Source organism: Rhizobium sp. 862_C5_N1_2, assembly GCF_051811205.1.
In the GTDB taxonomy this organism is placed as follows: Bacteria; Pseudomonadota; Alphaproteobacteria; order Rhizobiales; family Rhizobiaceae; genus Rhizobium; species Rhizobium leguminosarum.
On record NZ_JBPWPT010000001.1, the window covers coordinates 3,749,016 to 3,766,084 of the forward strand.

Consider the following 17,069-nt stretch of genomic DNA (forward strand, 5'->3'; position numbering starts at 1 on the left):
GAACCACGATCTCCAGGCTGCGTATGAGCCGAAGAGACAGAAAGAGCTTTGGGGCCAGAATGACAGCAGATATTTCACTCCGCCCGGCGGACCATCCGGCCGTCAAGTCAGGCAAGGTCGGTGTCCTGTTGGTCAATCTCGGGACGCCTGATGGCACCGACTATACCTCGATGCGCCGCTATCTCAGGGAATTCCTCACCGATCGCCGCGTCATCGAATGGTCGCCCTGGAAGTGGTATCCGATCCTGTTCGGCATCGTCCTCAACACCCGCCCGCAGAAGGTCGGCAAGGCCTATGAGCTGATCTGGAATAAGGAGAAGAACGAAAGTTATCTGCGCACCTACACCCGCAATCAGTCGGAGCTGATGGCCGCGCGCCTGAAGGATCTTGATAACGTCAAGGTCGACTGGGCGATGCGCTACGGCACGCCATCGATTGCCTCGCGCATCGACGCGCTGAAAGAAGAGGGTTGCGACCGTATCGTGCTCTTCCCGCTCTATCCGCAATATGCGGCGGCGACGACCGCCACCGTCAACGACAAGGCCTTCCAGAAGCTGCTCTCGATGCGCTGGCAGCCGGCGCTACGCACCGTTCCCGCCTATCATGACGACGAGACCTATATCGAGGCGCTCGCCACGTCGGTCGAGAGGCATCTTTCGACCCTCGACTGGAAGCCGGAGATGCTGCTCGCCTCCTTCCACGGCATTCCCATGTCCTATTTCAAACAGGGCGACCCCTACTACTGTCAATGCCAGAAGACCGGCCGGCTGCTGCGCGAGCGGCTCGGGCTGACCAAGGAAAACTTCATGGTCACCTTCCAATCCCGCTTCGGGCCGGAGGAATGGCTGCAGCCCTATACCGACAAGACGGTGGAGAAGCTCGCCAAGGACGGCGTCAAGCGCATCGCCGTCATCAATCCCGGCTTCGTCTCCGACTGTCTGGAGACGCTGGAGGAAATCGCCGAGCAGGCGGCCCATTCCTTCCATGAGAACGGCGGCGATAAGTTCGCGCATATTCCCTGCCTCAACGACGGCGAGGACGGCATGAAGGTGCTGGAAAAGGTCGTCCGTCGCGAATTGCAGGGCTGGGTCTGAGAGCCCCACTCAGAAAGCGGCGTCGGACGAGGAGCTAAAGCATGTCGCGCAAAACTGTGCAGCGGTTTTGCGATAACGACATGCGTAGAAACAAAGACTTAAAACGCGAGAGCGAATCTGAAGGGTCGCGACGCGCTTTAGCAACCGCCCAATGACTTAGCCGAAACGAAACCTCCTTTTCACTTGGAGCCCGGGCGGTTGCGCCCTCATTTCTTCCTCGCAAATAACGTGCTAACTCACCACATGAGTTGGGCAGGCGCGGATGCGCCGATAGGAGGAATTTTCATGCTGTTCGGCGGCTTCGACATCGTCGTGATCGTGCTGGTCATCTTCGTTATTCTGGTGCTCTTTGCTGGGATCAAGACCGTGCCGCAGGGCTACCGCTATACGATCGAGCGCTTCGGGCGTTATACCCGCACGCTGGAGCCAGGCCTCAACCTCATCACCCCCTTCATCGAGCGCGTCGGCGCTAAGTTGAACGTGATGGAACAGGTGCTGAACGTGCCGACCCAGGAGGTGATCACCAAGGATAATGCCTCGGTTTCGGCCGATGCCGTCTCCTTCTATCAGGTGCTGAACGCCGCCCAGGCCGCCTATCAGGTCTCCAACCTCGAAAACGCCATCCTCAATCTCACCATGACCAACATCCGCTCGGTCATGGGTTCGATGGATCTCGACGAACTGCTCTCCAACCGCGATGCGATCAACGACAGGCTGTTGCGTGTCGTCGACGAGGCCGTGCATCCCTGGGGCATCAAGGTCACCCGCGTCGAGATCAAGGACATCCAGCCGCCGCGCGACCTCGTTGATGCGATGGCCCGCCAGATGAAGGCCGAGCGCGAGAAGCGGGCGCAGGTGCTGGAGGCCGAAGGCTCGCGCAACGCGCAGATCCTCAGGGCCGAAGGTGCCAAACAATCCGCCATTCTCCAGGCCGAAGGCCAGCGCGAGGCCGCCTTCCGCAACGCCGAAGCGCGCGAACGGTTGGCCGAGGCCGAAGCCAAGGCAACGAAGATGGTCTCCGAGGCGATCGCCGCCGGCGACATCCAGGCGATCAACTATTTCGTCGCGCAGAAATACACCGAAGCGCTCACCTCGATCGGTTCGGCGCCCAATTCCAAGATCGTGATGATGCCGATGGAAGCGTCTTCCATCTTAAGCTCGCTCGGCGGCATTGGCGCCATTGCCCGCGAAGTCTTCGGCGATGCCGGCAGCAGCCCGTCGACGCCACTACCCGTGCCGCCGCGCCCGCGCCCCGCACCGGCACGCTCGACGCCGCCGATCAATCCGTCGACCCCCAATCCTTTCAATCCCGAGCAGGAGCGATAAGCCATGCTGGCGAAGATCGTCACCGAACTCGGTCCATGGAGTTGGTGGGTCGCAGGGCTCGTGCTGCTTGCCGCCGAGATGATTGTTCCCGGCTTCTTCCTGGTCTGGATCGGCCTTGCCGCCTTGATCGTCGGCGCGCTATCGCTACTCGTCTGGGACAGCGCCTTCTGGGTCTGGGAGTTGCAGGCGATTCTTTTTGCGCTTCTCGCCGTTGCCACGACCTTCGCCGGCCGCCGGCTGACGCTGCGCAATGCCACGACCGACGAGCCCTTCCTCAATCAGCGCGGCGCAAGCCTCGTCGGCCGCACCGCCACCCTGCACGAACCGATCCGCGAGGGCCGCGGCCGAATCCGCCTCGACGATACACTATGGCAGGTGATGGGACCCGACCTGCCCGTCGGAACGCAGGTGAAGGTGGTCTCGAGCAATGGCCGCGACCTCAGAGTCGAGCCCGTCTGAACAAACGAGCCTGATCAGGCGACGCCGATCCGCAGCAGGTCGTGGAAATGCACCAGCCCGACCGGCCGGCTGTCGTCGTCGATGACGATCAGCGCGCCGATATGATGCTGGTTGAGCAGCGCCAGGGCCGCGGTCGCCAGCACCGTCGGCTTCACCGTCTTCGGCGTCCGCGTCATGATATCGTCGACGGCAAGCTCTGAAAGATTGCGTGTGAGATTGCGCGCCATGTCGCCTTCGGTGACGATGCCGCAGAGCCGCCCATCTTCATCAAGCACCCCGACGCAGCCGAAATGCTTGCGCGACAGCACCGTGATCGCCTCCGGCATCGGTGTGCCCTTGGCAACGAGCGGCAGCCGCTCGCCGGTATGCATGACATCGGCGACATGCATCAGGCTCGCACCCAGCTTGCCGCCGGGATGGAAGACGTGGAAATCCGTAGCGGTAAAGCCGCGCGCCTCCAACAGCGCCACCGCCAGCGCGTCGCCGATTGCAAGCTGCATCAGCGTCGAAGTCGTCGGCGCCAGCCCATTCGGGCAGGCCTCCTGCTCGTTCGGCATCAGGAGGACGATATCGGCGGCGGTCGCCAGCGAGGACCCTTCGCTGCAGGTGATCGCGATCAGCGGAATGGAGAAGCGCCGCGTGAAGGAAATGATACTCTTGAGCTCGGCGCTCTCGCCACCTTTGGAAATCGCCAACACGACGTCGTCGCGCGCAATCATGCCGAGATCGCCGTGATTGGCCTCCGCCGCATGCACGAAAAAGGCGGGCGTTCCCGTTGAGGCGAATGTCGCCGCCAGCTTGGCGCCGATATGCCCGCTCTTGCCGACGCCGGTGACGATCACGCGTCCGGAGATGTCGCCGATGACCTCGACGGCCCGTGTGAAAGGACCAGCCAAGCCATCGTCAAAGGCCTGTTCGAGCGCTTCAAGACCGCGTCTTTCGGTCTCTACCGTGCGTTTTGCCGACTCGAGCACGCTGTTTTCAACGAGGTTTATCGCTCTTCTGATCATGAAGTTGCGTTAGACCTTTTCACTTTCCAAGTCCACCCCGCAGTCTTTCCGAATTGTGAACAGCACCCCTAGGCGGCAACGAATGATTAACCACAAGGCTTTACCTTTGGGTAAGAACCGAAAGCATGTCAGGCGCGAATTGCATGGGCCAGCCAAAACAGACGAGCAGTGTGACGCCGCTCCGCGCCATGAGCTGTGCCGTCTCTTTTGCCGTGCTCACTGGCCTGCTTCTCAGCCAGACGGCTGCCTTCGCACAGTCCGCCTCACAGCCGGCAGGCACGGCAAACAGCCGCTCCGCCGCCTCCCAGGACAACGGCGCCACCAACAATGCGGCATCCGCCGCCGGTTTCGATGACGAGACCGACGATACCGCCACTCCTGCGGCAAACGGCGCGACTGCGAACGCGGACGATGCCCAGCAGCGGCCCGCCATACCGGATGCCCAAGCCGGCGACGACATTACCGGCTCCATCCTCGACGAGGACATCCGCCGGCTGAACACCCGTGAAGCGCCGGTCGATGAGGCACTGCCGCGCCGCAGGGCTGCCGAAGGCGCCTCGACAGAGGAAACGCCGGGAATCCCGATCGGCACGTTTGTGCTCCGCCCGAGCGTCACCCAGAGCATCAACACCGAGACTACCAAGGACGGCAATACGACGCAGCGGCGCGCCTTTCTCGAAACGGATGCGGCAGCGACCCTGACCTCGGACTGGGGCCGGCATCAGTTGACCGTGACCTCGGAAGGCGCCTGGCAGAAGAATGTCAGCGGCGAGGGTGAGGAACAGCCTTCCTTCAAGATCAACAGCGACCTCAGGCTGGATCTTCCCGACGATACGACCGCGCATCTGACCGCTGGCTACAATTTCTACCGCGAGGATACGGACGATCCCGACGCCATCGCCAACGCCGCTCAGCAGTCGGACGTCCAGGAATTTTCGGCCGGCGCCTCCGTCCAGCGCGATTTTGGCATCCTGCGCGGCACGACTGCACTTGCGCTGACACGCTCGATCTATTCGGACGCTAAACTCTCGAACGGCACGACCGTCTCCCTCAGCGACCGCAATCAGACGACGGGCACGTTGCGTGGCCGTGTCGGCTACGAACTGTCACCCGCGCTCATCCCCTTCATTGAGGCCAACATCGGCCGCACGGTCTATGACGAAACGCAAGACTCCGCCGGTTACGAGCGTTCGGGCCATAGCTACGGCGCCAAGGCCGGCGTCGAGGTCGATCTCGGTGAAAAGCTGAAGGGCGAAGTCGGTGTCGGCTACGAGATGGCGGATTTCGAAGACAGCCGGCTATCCTCGATCGATACGGCCACACTCGATGCAAGCCTGCTCTGGTCGCCGATCCGCGGCACCGATGTCAATCTCGACCTGCAGACGAGCATCCAGCCCTCGACCACGGCGGGCGAAAGCGGCTACGTTTCGCACGCGCTGACGACGACGGTCACCCACCAGTTGCGCGACAATCTGGTCGGCACGATGATCGGTGGCGTAATATGGCGCGATTATCCGACGGATAGCACCATCAACGACGAGCTCGTCTATACCGCTGCGACCGGCCTTACCTGGAACATCAACCGCTATCTCGATCTCACCAGCACACTCGGCTACGAGCTGACAACGCGCAAGGAAGGCAGCGATTCGCAGCAATGGCGAGCCGGCGTCGGTCTCAAGCTGAAACGCTAAGAATGACGACCAAAATAGAGCGCCGCGTATCTGTTAGGACACGCGGCGCTCTATTACATTGAATCTACAACTTATTTCAGGCCGGCAAGCAGTTCCCTGAAGCCGCCTTCGACGGAGGGGCGGATATCGGCGCGTTCGAGGGCGAAGGCGACGTTTGCCAGGATGAAACCGTCCTTGGCGCCGCAGTCGTAGGTCGCGCCGCGGAAGTGGTAACCGGCGAAATCCTGTTCCTTCAGCAGCTTTAGCATGCCGTCGGTAAGCTGGATCTCGTTGCCGGCGCCGCGCTCCTGGGTTTCGAGGATCTTGAAGATCTCCGGCTGCAGGATGTAGCGGCCGTTGATGAAGAAGTTGGAAGGCGCAGTCCCCTTGGCGGGCTTTTCCACCATGCCGGTGATGCGGAAGCCGTCGCCGATCGCCTCGCCGACGCCGACGATGCCGTATTTATGCGCTTGGTCTGGCGCGCATTCCTCGACGGCGATGATATTGCCGCCGCTCTGGCCGTAGAGGTCGATCATGCCCTTCATGCAGCCCTTGTCGCCCTTCATGATCATATCGGGCAGCAACAGCGCGAAGGGCTCGTCGCCGACGATCTCGCGGGCGCACCAGACGGCATGGCCGAGGCCGAGCGGCTCCTGCTGACGGGTGAAGCTCACCGTGCCGGCCTTCGGCAATTGCTGGGCGAGAAGGGTGATTTCAGCCTTCTTGGCGCGCTCGCGCAGCGTCTGTTCCAACTCGAAATGGATGTCGAAATAATCTTCAATGACGTGCTTGTTGCGTCCGGTGACGAAGACCAGATGTTCGATCCCGGCCTCGATCGCCTCATCGACGACATATTGAATGATTGGCTTGTCGACGACGGTCAACATTTCCTTCGGAACAGCCTTTGTCGCCGGCAGGAATCGCGTTCCCAACCCGGCAACCGGAAATACTGCTTTACGAACTTTGTTGTGTTGAGCCACACCCGGCCTCCTGCTTCGATCACATCGCTTTGGAAATAGAGCTTTTTAGCTTTAACTAGTATAGAATTGCTACTGTTTTGCAAATGGTGACCGCAGCGGATCGCCATGGTAAAGATTTTGTTGACTCCGTTCCTGTAGTCTCGGGTCTGGGCGGATAGGATGCCCCGCTGCACCAGAAACTGAAGATGACGGATACGACTGTCGATGACCCAGAATCACAAAAACTCCCTTCGTGGTCTTGCTCTCGCCCTCATTGTCGCTGCCCAGGTGGCACTGGTCCCCGACAACGCGAAAGCTGATTCCCGCTTCCAGAAATGGATCGCGGATTTTTACCAAACTGCCGCTCAGAGTGGCATCAGTAAGGCAACTTATCAAAAGGCCTTTTCCGGGGTGACCGAGCCCGATCCGACCGTCCTCGAAAAGGCGGCCTACCAGCCGGAATTCACCTCGAAGATCTGGGACTATGTCGATTCCCGCGTCAACCCCTATACCGTCAAGATCGGCCGCGAGATGGCTGCCAAACACGCAAGGACGCTCGCTGCGATCGAGCAGCGTTTCGGCGTCGACAAGACCATTTTGCTGGCCATCTGGTCGATGGAATCGAATTATGGCGCGGTTCTCGACAAGGACGACCGGCTGCACTACGTGCCACGCGCCCTGGCAACGCTTGCCTACGCCGATCCGAGCCGCGCCAAATTCGCCAAGAAGCAGTTGGTCGCGGCACTGAAGATCCTGCAGAACGGCGATGTGCCGGCACGCGAGATGACCGGCTCCTGGGCCGGCGCCATGGGCCACACCCAGTTCATTCCGACAAGCTACCTGCTTTATGCCGTCGATGCCGACGGCAACGGCCACCGCGACATCTGGAATTCCGTCCCCGACGCGCTGGCGACCTCGGCCAATCTCCTGATGAAGAACGGCTGGGACACCGGCAAGACCTGGGGCTACGAGGTCGTCGTTCCCGCCGCAGTCGCCAAGCAGGCCGGCAAGACCCATACGTTGGCCCAATGGGCGGCACTCGGCCTGACACGCCCGAACGGCAAGGCCTTCCGCGAGAGCGCCACCAAAGCCATGCTGAAGATGCCGGCCGGGGCCAGTGGCCCAGGCTTCCTGATGACCGCCAACTTCTTCACCATCAAGAACTACAATGCCTCGGATAGCTACGCGCTTGCCGTCGGGCTGCTGGCCGACCAGATCGCCGGCTACGGCGGCATGCAACAGCGCTGGCCGCGCCCGGACGGCGCACTCGACATTACCGAGAAATTCGAGCTGCAGACCCGTCTGAAGACGCTCGGCTATTACAATGGCGAGGTCGACGGCAATTTCGGGTCGGGTTCGAAGGCGGCAATATCAGCCGTCCAGTCGCGCATCGGCATGCAGCCGGACGGTGAGCCCTCGTTGCCGCTTCTGAACGCACTGCGCCGCTAGATCGGGATGATCCCGGCCGGACCGGCCGGAAATCTCAACCCGCATTTCGATCAACGAAGCAGGGCATGATACTGCCCGAAAACCCCACACACTTTTCGGCATGATGCTCTACAACAGGCCGAACCGTGACCTAGATAGTAGCGGGAGTAGACGCTGGCCTACCCTGCGTGCAAGATGCCGGCAGATGCGGAACTGCCCATGACGAAGAAAACTGATCGCACCCCAATCCGTTGGCTCGTGCTCGCCTTGGCGGCGGCTTCGCTATGCCTTGGCGCTCTTGCGCCGGTGCATGTCGCTGAAGCCCAGGAGCAGCGCTATCAGCGCCGGTCGATCCTCGATTTTTTCCTCGGCCGACGCTATCTCGACGATGCGCCGCAAGCCCCTGATGTCCAGCAGCCGAGGCGCCAGCAGCGCAAGCGCCCACCGCCACCGAAGGCCGTGGTCAATACCCGCACCGCGCCACCCTTGCGGACCGTCGAAGAGGAGCCGGCGGTGCAGAAGCTCGGTGACGCCCGAACGATCCTGATCGTCGGCGATTTCCTGGCCAGCGGCCTCGGCGACGGCCTCACCGCCGCCTTCGAGACCTCGCCCGGCGTCGTCGTCGAAACCCGCGGCAACGTCTCCTCAGGCCTTGTCCGCGACGATTATTACGACTGGCCGGAACAGCTGCCGAAGATGATCGACGAGCTGAAGCCGGCAATGGTCGTCGTCATGATCGGCGCCAACGACCGCCAGCAGATGGTGACCGACACCGCCAAGGAGAAATTCCGCACCGATGGCTGGTTCACCGAATACCGCCGCCGTGTCCTTTCTTTCGGCAAGGAGGTCACCGGCCGCAAGATCCCGCTGCTTTGGGTCGGCCTTCCTGCCTTCGAATCCGATTCGATGACGGCCGATGCCGTCCAGATGAACCAGCTCTACCGCAACCAGGTCGAAAGCATCGGCGGCGAATTCGTCGATATCTGGGATGGTTTCGTCGACGAAAACGGCAACTTCATCGTCACCGGCTCGGATGTGAACGGCCAGCAGGTACGCCTGCGCACTTCTGATGGCATCAACCTTACCCAGGCCGGCCGGCGCAAGCTGGCCTTCTATGTGGAGAAGCCGGCCCGGCGTCTTCTCGGCACGCAGGCTAGTCCCGATCTGGTCCGCCTCGACTCCAGCAATCTGCCCGGTCTCGGCCTTCCCGACAATCCGGTCGAACATACCGTGCCGATCAGCCTCTCCGATCCCAATCTCGATGGCGGCGCCGAGCTTCTCGGCGCCAGGCCGCCGCCTATGGCTTTGACGCGGTCGCCGCGCGACCTCCTGGTCGAGCAGGGCGAAATGACGCCCGCACCTCCCGGCCGCGTCGATGATTACCGCCTGCCTGTGGCAAAGGCGCCGGCCGAAGTCTCGGTCAAATAAAAGAGACCGCGCGAGGCGGCCCTCCGCTTTGTCCCGTCTACTTCGCCGTCGCCTGCGGCCAGCTCAGATAATAGTAGTTCTGTCCGATCAGGCCGAAGAAGGCGTTGCTGTCGTTCGTCTGGTCGACATAGCTGCCGTTTTCCTTGACGAAGGCGCCGTCGGAGCCGCGCTCCAGATGCGCATCGAGGAAGTCGCTCCAGCCGCTGACATCAATCTCCTTGCCGGCCTTGCTCTCAGTGTCCGCCTCATCGGGATCATCGACATCCCAGGCGTTGACCGACACACCCTGCGTCGGATCGGTGATGGTGAGCGTGCCCGCTTCCAGGGCAGCCAGCATGTCGTGCGCCTTGCCGCTCTCGCCTTCGGCCGCAGCCGCATCCTGCAGCTGCTGCTTCAGCATCGACATGAAGGAGGCGCTGGTTACGTCGGCGCTATCACCCGTCGTGTCGGACTCATCAGACGTGTCGCTCTGGGCCGAAAGCGTGTCGAGCAGCCCGGAAAGGGCCTGGTTGGAAAGAAGCGAGGCAGAACTCGGATCGAGCCCGTAGCTGCTCAGAATGCTGGCGGCCGACGAACTCTGCGTGTCCTGCGAGCTGTCGTCGGAGCCGCGGAGGTTTTTCAGAGCATATTGGGCCGAAACCAGCCGCGTGCTGTCAAGTGCGGAAACCATTGGAAATGTCCTTGTCGATCATTCGCGGTCTCACGCCGCGGCCGATGGTGAAATGCGTTACGGCCAAAACGGCGGGGCATCTCCGCTTCGGTCGCCGCCGGCTCCTCCTGAGCCCGCGTCCGGCGAAAAATCTCGCTTCCAGGCATTGCCTGAGGCTTGCGGCGCACAGCCTCCGCGTCAAGCGGTCGCACTACAGCGCGGCGCACCATGAAAAAACTCCGCCGGAGGGGCGGAGTTCGTGGTCTTCGGGAAGGTGTGCGGCCGACGGTCAGTTCGGCAGAACGGTCGAACCCATCAATTCCTCGTCGATGGCGCGCGCTGCCTGGCGGCCTTCACGGATCGCCCAGACCACCAGCGACTGGCCGCGGCGCACGTCACCCGCCGTCCAGAACTTGTCGACCGAAGTCTTGTAGTCGCGATCGTTGGCGACGACGTTGGTCGAGCCGCGCTTGTCGGTGTTGAGCGTCAGCTTGCCCTCCAGCTCCTTCAGCACGCTACCGGTGAACGGCCCGCGGAAACCGATGGCGATGAAGGCGAGATCGGCCCGGATGACGAATTCCGTACCTGGAACCGGCCGCCGGCGTTCGTCGACCTCGCAGCACTTGACGCCGGTGAGCACACCGTCTTCGCCGACAAATTCAAGAGTCGCCACCTGGAATTCACGGACGGCACCCTCGGCCTGTGAGGAGGAGGTTCGCATCTTCGTCGCCCAGAAGGGCCAGACGGCAAGCTTGTCTTCCTTCTCCGGCGGCTGCGGCCGAATGTCGAGCTGTGTGACCTTGACGGCTCCCTGGCGGAAGGCCGTGCCGACGCAGTCCGAAGCCGTATCGCCGCCGCCGACGACGACGATATGTTTGGCGCCGGCAAGGATCGGGTCCGACGGCCAGCCGACGCTGTCGATGTTCTCCCGCCCGACGCGGCGGTTTTGCTGCACCAGATAGGGCATCGCATCATGCACGCCCGCAAGGTCGGTGCCCGGAATGCCCGCCTCACGCGGCGTCTCGGAGCCACCGCAGTAAAGAACGGCGTCGTGATCGGCAAGCAACTGCTCGACCTTGACATCGACGCCGACATTGACGCCGCAATGGAAGGTGACGCCCTCGCCCTTCATCTGCTCGACGCGGCGGTCGATGAAGTTCTTCTCCATCTTGAAATCGGGAATGCCGTAGCGCAGCAGGCCGCCCGGCTTGGTCTCGCGCTCATAGAGATGCACCTCATGGCCGGCGCGGCCGAGCTGCTGGGCAGCCGCCATGCCGGCGGGGCCGGAGCCGATGACGGCGACCTTCTTGCCGGTATGGACCGTCGCCGGCTGCGGCCGGATGAAGCCGAGCTCATAGGCCTTGTCGGCGATCGCCTGTTCGACCGTCTTGATGGCAACCGGCGCATCCTCGAGATTCAACGTGCAGGCTTCCTCGCAGGGCGCCGGGCAGACGCGACCGGTAAACTCGGGGAAGTTGTTGGTGGAATGCAGGTTCTGGATCGCCGCTTCCCAGTTGTTGTTGTAGACGAGGTCGTTCCAATCGGGAATCTGGTTGTGAACAGGGCAACCGGTCGGGCCGTGGCAATAGGGGATGCCACAGTCCATGCAGCGCGCGGCCTGTTTCTGCACTTCCGGGTCCGACATCGGGATCGTGAACTCGCGGAAATGGCGGATACGATCCGACGCCGGCTGGTATTTCGCCACCTGCCGGTCGATTTCCAGAAACCCTGTTACCTTACCCATGTTTTCGTCCCTTACCCTCATGACCGCCTCACCGCAGCCAATCTGTCTATCGTCAGTCCCGGTACCCGGGGCAAGTTGCTTGTCTTGACCGTCATTGGACCATATCCCCTGCAAGACATCCGTGCGATCTGAACAGCCTTCGCCGTCGGTATGATCGTCACGGGTCATTGAGATATTTTCGTCATCCGTCACCTGCAGTCAGCTGGTGACGGATGTCCCGGTGCAATTCATTCTGCGGCGATGCCCATCCGGCTGCGCTCCATTTCCTCGAGCGCCCGACGGTATTCGACCGGCATGACCTTGCGGAACTTCGGACGGTAGTCGGCCCAGTTGTCGAGGATCTGCGTGGCGCGGGCCGAGCCCGTATAGTGCAGATGGTTGGAGATCAGTTGGTAGAGGCGCTCCTCGTCATGGCGCGTCATGTCGCCAGAGACGTCGACGCGTCCCTTGTGCATGAGGTCACCACCGTGATGATGCAGCTTCTCCAGCATGTCGTCCTCCTCGGGCACCGGCTCGAGCTCGACCATCGCCATGTTGCAGCGGCTGGCGAAATCGCCGGTCTCATCGAGCACGTAGGCGACACCGCCGGACATGCCGGCCGCGAAGTTGCGGCCCGTGGCGCCAAGCACGACGACAACGCCACCGGTCATGTATTCGCAGCCATGGTCGCCGACACCCTCGACGATGGCGATCGCGCCCGAATTGCGCACGGCGAAACGTTCGCCTGCCACACCGCGGAAATAGCATTCGCCCTCGGTCGCACCATAAAGCACGGTGTTGCCGACGATGATCGAGTCCTCGGCCACGATCCTCGAATTCTCCGGCGGCCGGATGATGATCTTGCCGCCTGAAAGGCCCTTGCCGACATAGTCGTTGCCGTCGCCGATCAGGTTGAAGGTGACGCCGCGCGCCAAGAAGGCGCCGAAGCTCTGCCCCGCCGTGCCGCGAAGCGTCACATTGATCGTGTCTTCCTTCAGTCCGCGATGGCGGAAGCGCTTGGCGACCTCGCCGGAAAGCATTGCTCCCGCCGACCGGTCGACGTTCTTGATGCCGACCTCGAAGGCGACGGGCGTCTTGGCCGTCAATGCCGGCTGCGCCTGCTCGATCAGCACGCGGTCGAGAATGTCGTCGATCGGGTGCTTCTGCCGGCTCGTCCAGAAGGTCTCTTCCTTGGGAGCGTCGACCTTGTGGAAGATACGGCTGAAATCGAGGCCCTTCGCCTTCCAGTGGTTCAGCATCTCGTCCTTCTCCAGAAGCTCCGAGGCGCCGATGATCTCGTCAAGCCGGGTGAACCCGAGTGAGGCGAGGATTTCGCGCACTTCGTTGGCGACGAAGAAGAAATAGTTGATGACGTGCTCCGGCGCGCCCTTGAAGCGCTTGCGCAGCACCGGATCCTGGGTCGCCACACCCACCGGACAGGTGTTGAGATGGCACTTGCGCATCATGATGCAGCCGGCGGCAATCAGCGGCGCGGTGGCAAAGCCGAACTCGTCGGCTCCAAGCAGCGCCCCGATGATGACGTCGCGGCCGGTCTTCAGCCCGCCATCCACCTGCAGGGCGACGCGCGAGCGCAGCCCGTTCAGCACCAGCGTCTGCTGGGTCTCGGCAAGGCCGATTTCCCAAGGGCTGCCGGCATGTTTGAGCGACGTCAGCGGCGACGCACCCGTGCCGCCGTCGAAGCCGGCGACCGTGATGTGGTCGGCGCGTGCCTTGGCGACACCGGCGGCAACCGTGCCGACGCCGACTTCAGAGACGAGCTTGACCGAAACATCGGCGGTCGGGTTGACGTTCTTCAGATCGTAGATCAGCTGCGCCAGATCTTCGATGGAATAGATGTCGTGGTGCGGCGGCGGCGAAATCAGGCCGACACCCGGTGTCGAATGGCGGGTCTTGGCAACGGTCGCGTCAACCTTGTGACCCGGCAGCTGACCGCCTTCGCCAGGCTTGGCGCCTTGCGCCACCTTGATCTGCAGCACGTCGGCATTGACGAGATATTCGGTGGTCACCCCGAAGCGGCCCGACGCAATCTGCTTGATCGCCGAACGTTCCGGGTTCATCGAACCATCGGCCAGCGGCATGTAGCGGTCGGATTCCTCGCCGCCCTCGCCGGTGTTCGACTTGCCGCCGATCCGGTTCATGGCGATCGCCAGCGTCGTATGCGCCTCCCTGGAAATCGAGCCGAAGGACATCGCCCCCGTCGAGAAACGCCTGACGATATCGGCGGCCGGCTCGACCTCGTCGATCGATATCGGCTTGCGGCCGAGCGCCTCGGCGCTCTTCATCTTGAAGAGCCCGCGGATCGTGTTCATGCGCAGCGCCGAATTGTTCACCATATCGGCGAATTCGCGGTAGCGATCCTCGGCATTGCCACGCACGGCATGCTGAAGGGCGGCGACCGCATCCGGCGTCCAGGCATGGCTTTCGCCGCGCATGCGGTAGGCATATTCGCCGCCGATGTCGAGCGTCGTGGCAAGAAGCGGATCGGTGCCGAAGGCAGCGTTATGGCGGGCGACGGTTTCTGCGGCGATCGCCTCGAGGCCGACGCCTTCGATCATCGTCGCGGTTCCGAAGAAATACTTGTCGATCAGTTCCGACTGCAGGCCGATCGCATCGAAGATCTGCGCGCCGCAATAGGACTGGTAGGTCGAGATGCCCATCTTCGACATGACCTTGAGGATGCCTTTGCCGACTGCCTTGATGTAGCGGTAGACAACTTCGGAAGCATCCACTTCCTTCGGGAATTCGCCCTTGGCATGCATGTCGAGCAGCGTGTCGAAGGCGAGATAGGGGTTGATCGCCTCGGCGCCGTAGCCGGCGAGCAGGCAGAAATGATGGACCTCGCGCGGTTCGCCGGTCTCGACAACGAGACCCACCGAGGTGCGAAGCCCCTTGCGGATCAGGTGATGGTGCACGGCAGCCGTCGCCAGCAGTGCCGGAATGGCGATCCGGTCCGGCCCGATCTGACGATCGGAGAGCACGATGATGTTGTAGCCGCCCTTGTCGGCCGCTTCCGCGCGCTCGCAGAGCCGGTCGAGCATCTCGGGCATGCCTTCGGCGCCACGCTCGATATCATAGGTGAAATCGAGCGTCTTGGTGTCGAAACGGTCTTCCGTATGGCCGATCGAACGGATTTTCTCGAGATCGCCATTGGTCAGGATCGGCTGGCGAACCTCGAGCCGCTTGGCGTTCGCCGCGCCCTCGTGGTCGAGAATATTCGGCCGCGGCCCGATGAAGGAAACCAGGCTCATGACCAGTTCCTCGCGGATCGGGTCGATCGGCGGATTGGTCACCTGCGCGAAGTTCTGCTTGAAATAGGTGTAGAGCAGCTTCGGCTTTTCCGACATCGCCGAGATCGGCGTATCCGTGCCCATCGAGCCGATCGCCTCCTGGCCGGTCGTCGCCATCGGCGACATCAGGATGCGTGTATCCTCGAGCGTGTAGCCGAAGGCCTGCTGGCGGTCGAGCAGCGACACGTCGCGGCGCAACGCCCGCGGCTCCACCGGCTTCAGGTCTTCGAGGATCAGCTGGGTGCGGTTGAGCCAGCTGCGATAGGGATGCGCCGTCGCAAGCTGCGACTTCACCTCGTCGTCGGAGATGATGCGGCCTTCTTCCATATCGATCAGCAGCATCTTGCCCGGCTGCAGTCGCCACTTCTGGATGATCTTCTCCTCCGGAACCGGCAACACGCCGGCTTCGGACGCCATGATGACTCGGTCGTCATCGGTGACGAGGTAGCGCGCCGGCCGCAAGCCGTTGCGGTCGAGCGTCGCACCGATCTGCTTGCCGTCGGTGAAGGCGACGGCAGCCGGCCCATCCCAGGGCTCCATCAGCGCGGCATGATATTCGTAGAAGGCCTTGCGTTCTGCCGCCATCGACTGATTGCCGGCCCAGGCCTCCGGGATCAGCATCATCACGGCATGCGCCATCGAATAACCGCCGCGCACCAGGAATTCGAGCGCGTTGTCGAAGCAGGCCGTGTCTGACTGCCCCTCGTAGGAGATCGGCCAGAGCTTGGAGATGTCCTCGCCGAACAGCGGCGAGGAGACCGAGGCCTGGCGCGCCGCCATCCAGTTGACGTTGCCGCGCAGCGTGTTGATCTCGCCGTTATGGGCGACCATGCGGTAAGGATGCGCGAGCTTCCACGACGGGAAGGTGTTGGTCGAGAAGCGCTGGTGCACCAGGGCGACCGCGCTTTCGAACCGCGGATCCGACAGGTCCTTGTAATAGACGCCGACCTGATAGGCCAGGAACATGCCCTTGTAGACCACCGTCGCCGACGACAGCGACACCGGATAGAAATTGCTCTCCTCGCCGTCGAACTCGTCATAGATGCGGTTGGAGATGACCTTGCGCAGCGTGAACAGCCGACGCTCGAACTCGTCGTTGTTTTCGGCATCCTCGCCGGCGCCGATGAAGACCTGCACATGATGCGGCTCGGTTGCGGCAATGGCCGGCGCCTTGGAGAGCGAGGAATTGTCGACGGGCACGTCGCGGAAGCCGATGAAGACCTGACCTTCCTCGGTGATGACGTCCTTGATCACCTTCTTGAAGTGCTCGATCTGCTTTTCATCGCGCGGCATGAAGATATGGCCGACGCCATATGCGCCGACCGGCGGCAGGGTGATGCCCTGCTCGGCCATCTCCTCGCGGAAGAAACGGTCGGGGATCTGCACCAGGATGCCGGCGCCGTCACCCATCAGCGGATCGGCGCCGACGGCGCCGCGATGCGTCAGGTTTTCAAGGATGAACAGGCCATCCTTGACGATCTGGTGTGACTTCTGGCCCTTCATATGCGCGACGAAGCCGACGCCGCAGGCATCATGTTCGTTGCGCGGATCGTAGAGGCCCTGTTTCTTCGGCAGGCCGGAGGCGGATTTGGACATATTGGCCGTCGCGCGCAGCTCTGCAGCAGCAAACCGGTCAACTTCCATGGATGGCGTCTTCGTCATCATCTTTCCTCCTGTCGAAGCCCGCGGGGCCGCGGGCGGCTTTTCGTCCCGCGCCGCAACCCGAAGATAGGTTCGGCGCATGACAGCGCTGTTGCATTGTGAAGATCGGCCGCAGACATCTGCTTTAAAGGAAAGCAAACCGTCGCGTTCCGCGCCTGCCATTCGCCTCCGCGCGCCGCCCTTGAGGCTTGACGCTCGGAAGAACTATAGCGTGAAAGCCGGTCTGTTCCAGGGCTTTCGGCGCCTCTTCGGTCATAAAGGCCAAAATAGGACAGCAACACTGTCCTAATTCATCAGTTCTATGCCAGAAAGCATTCGGCTCTGCAAGAGCGCTCCGTCAAAAAACGTCAATT

At 62.2% G+C, this 17,069-nt stretch carries 11 protein-coding genes; 6 read left to right on the top strand and 5 right to left on the bottom strand.

The window, feature by feature from the left end; all coding sequences use genetic code 11:
• Window positions 1-59: 59 nt before the first annotated feature.
• From hemH to ACD590_RS18730, 3 genes are all read left to right on the top strand, one after another.
• Window positions 60-1,094, top strand: a complete 1,035-nt coding sequence (hemH, locus tag ACD590_RS18720; protein ID WP_018243529.1) for a ferrochelatase — start codon at window positions 60-62, stop codon at window positions 1,092-1,094.
• Window positions 1,095-1,379: 285 nt separating this feature from the next.
• A complete protein-coding gene (locus ACD590_RS18725; protein WP_003542866.1) occupies window positions 1,380-2,420 on the top strand; it encodes an SPFH domain-containing protein in 1,041 nt (346 codons plus the stop codon).
• Window positions 2,421-2,423: 3 nt separating this feature from the next.
• Entirely contained in the window at window positions 2,424-2,879 is a 456-nt protein-coding gene (locus tag ACD590_RS18730) for an NfeD family protein (protein ID WP_168331815.1), read from the top strand.
• Window positions 2,880-2,893: 14 nt separating this feature from the next.
• Here ACD590_RS18730 and ACD590_RS18735 read toward each other — a convergent pair whose 3' ends face one another.
• Entirely contained in the window at window positions 2,894-3,889 is a 996-nt protein-coding gene (locus ACD590_RS18735) for a KpsF/GutQ family sugar-phosphate isomerase (protein ID WP_112905115.1), read from the bottom strand.
• Window positions 3,890-4,032: 143 nt separating this feature from the next.
• Here ACD590_RS18735 and ACD590_RS18740 point away from each other — a divergent pair, with 143 nt between their 5' ends.
• Entirely contained in the window at window positions 4,033-5,580 is a 1,548-nt protein-coding gene (locus tag ACD590_RS18740) for an outer membrane beta-barrel protein (protein ID WP_247265488.1), read from the top strand.
• 71 nt (window positions 5,581-5,651) lie between these two features.
• On the opposite strand, the gene galU is transcribed toward ACD590_RS18740, so the two are convergent.
• On the bottom strand, window positions 5,652-6,539 hold the full coding sequence (gene galU, locus ACD590_RS18745; RefSeq protein ID WP_018072820.1) for a UTP--glucose-1-phosphate uridylyltransferase GalU: 888 nt from the start codon (window positions 6,537-6,539) through the stop codon (window positions 5,652-5,654).
• 204 nt (window positions 6,540-6,743) lie between these two features.
• Here galU and ACD590_RS18750 point away from each other — a divergent pair, with 204 nt between their 5' ends.
• Both ACD590_RS18750 and ACD590_RS18755 read left to right on the top strand, forming a co-directional pair.
• Window positions 6,744-7,967 carry a lytic murein transglycosylase gene (locus tag ACD590_RS18750; RefSeq protein ID WP_247265487.1) on the top strand — a complete coding sequence of 408 codons (1,224 nt, stop codon included), beginning with the start codon at window positions 6,744-6,746 and terminating at the stop codon, window positions 7,965-7,967.
• Between the two features lie 174 nt (window positions 7,968-8,141).
• Entirely contained in the window at window positions 8,142-9,374 is a 1,233-nt protein-coding gene (locus ACD590_RS18755) for an SGNH/GDSL hydrolase family protein (RefSeq protein ID WP_222284683.1), read from the top strand.
• 37 nt (window positions 9,375-9,411) lie between these two features.
• Here ACD590_RS18755 and ACD590_RS18760 read toward each other — a convergent pair whose 3' ends face one another.
• The 3 genes from ACD590_RS18760 to gltB all read right to left on the bottom strand — a co-directional run bounded on the left by ACD590_RS18760 (window position 9,412) and on the right by gltB (window position 16,719).
• Complete coding sequence (locus ACD590_RS18760; RefSeq protein WP_018243535.1) at window positions 9,412-10,044, bottom strand: hypothetical protein; 633 nt, start codon at window positions 10,042-10,044, stop codon at window positions 9,412-9,414.
• Window positions 10,045-10,312: 268 nt separating this feature from the next.
• Window positions 10,313-11,767, bottom strand: coding sequence for a glutamate synthase subunit beta (locus tag ACD590_RS18765; protein WP_026188524.1), 1,455 nt, complete (start codon window positions 11,765-11,767; stop codon window positions 10,313-10,315).
• 227 nt (window positions 11,768-11,994) lie between these two features.
• The gene (gene gltB / locus ACD590_RS18770) at window positions 11,995-16,719 is read right to left on the bottom strand and encodes a glutamate synthase large subunit (RefSeq protein WP_439020941.1); all 4,725 of its coding nucleotides are present in this window, start codon (window positions 16,717-16,719) and stop codon (window positions 11,995-11,997) included.
• Window positions 16,720-17,069 lie beyond the last annotated feature (350 nt).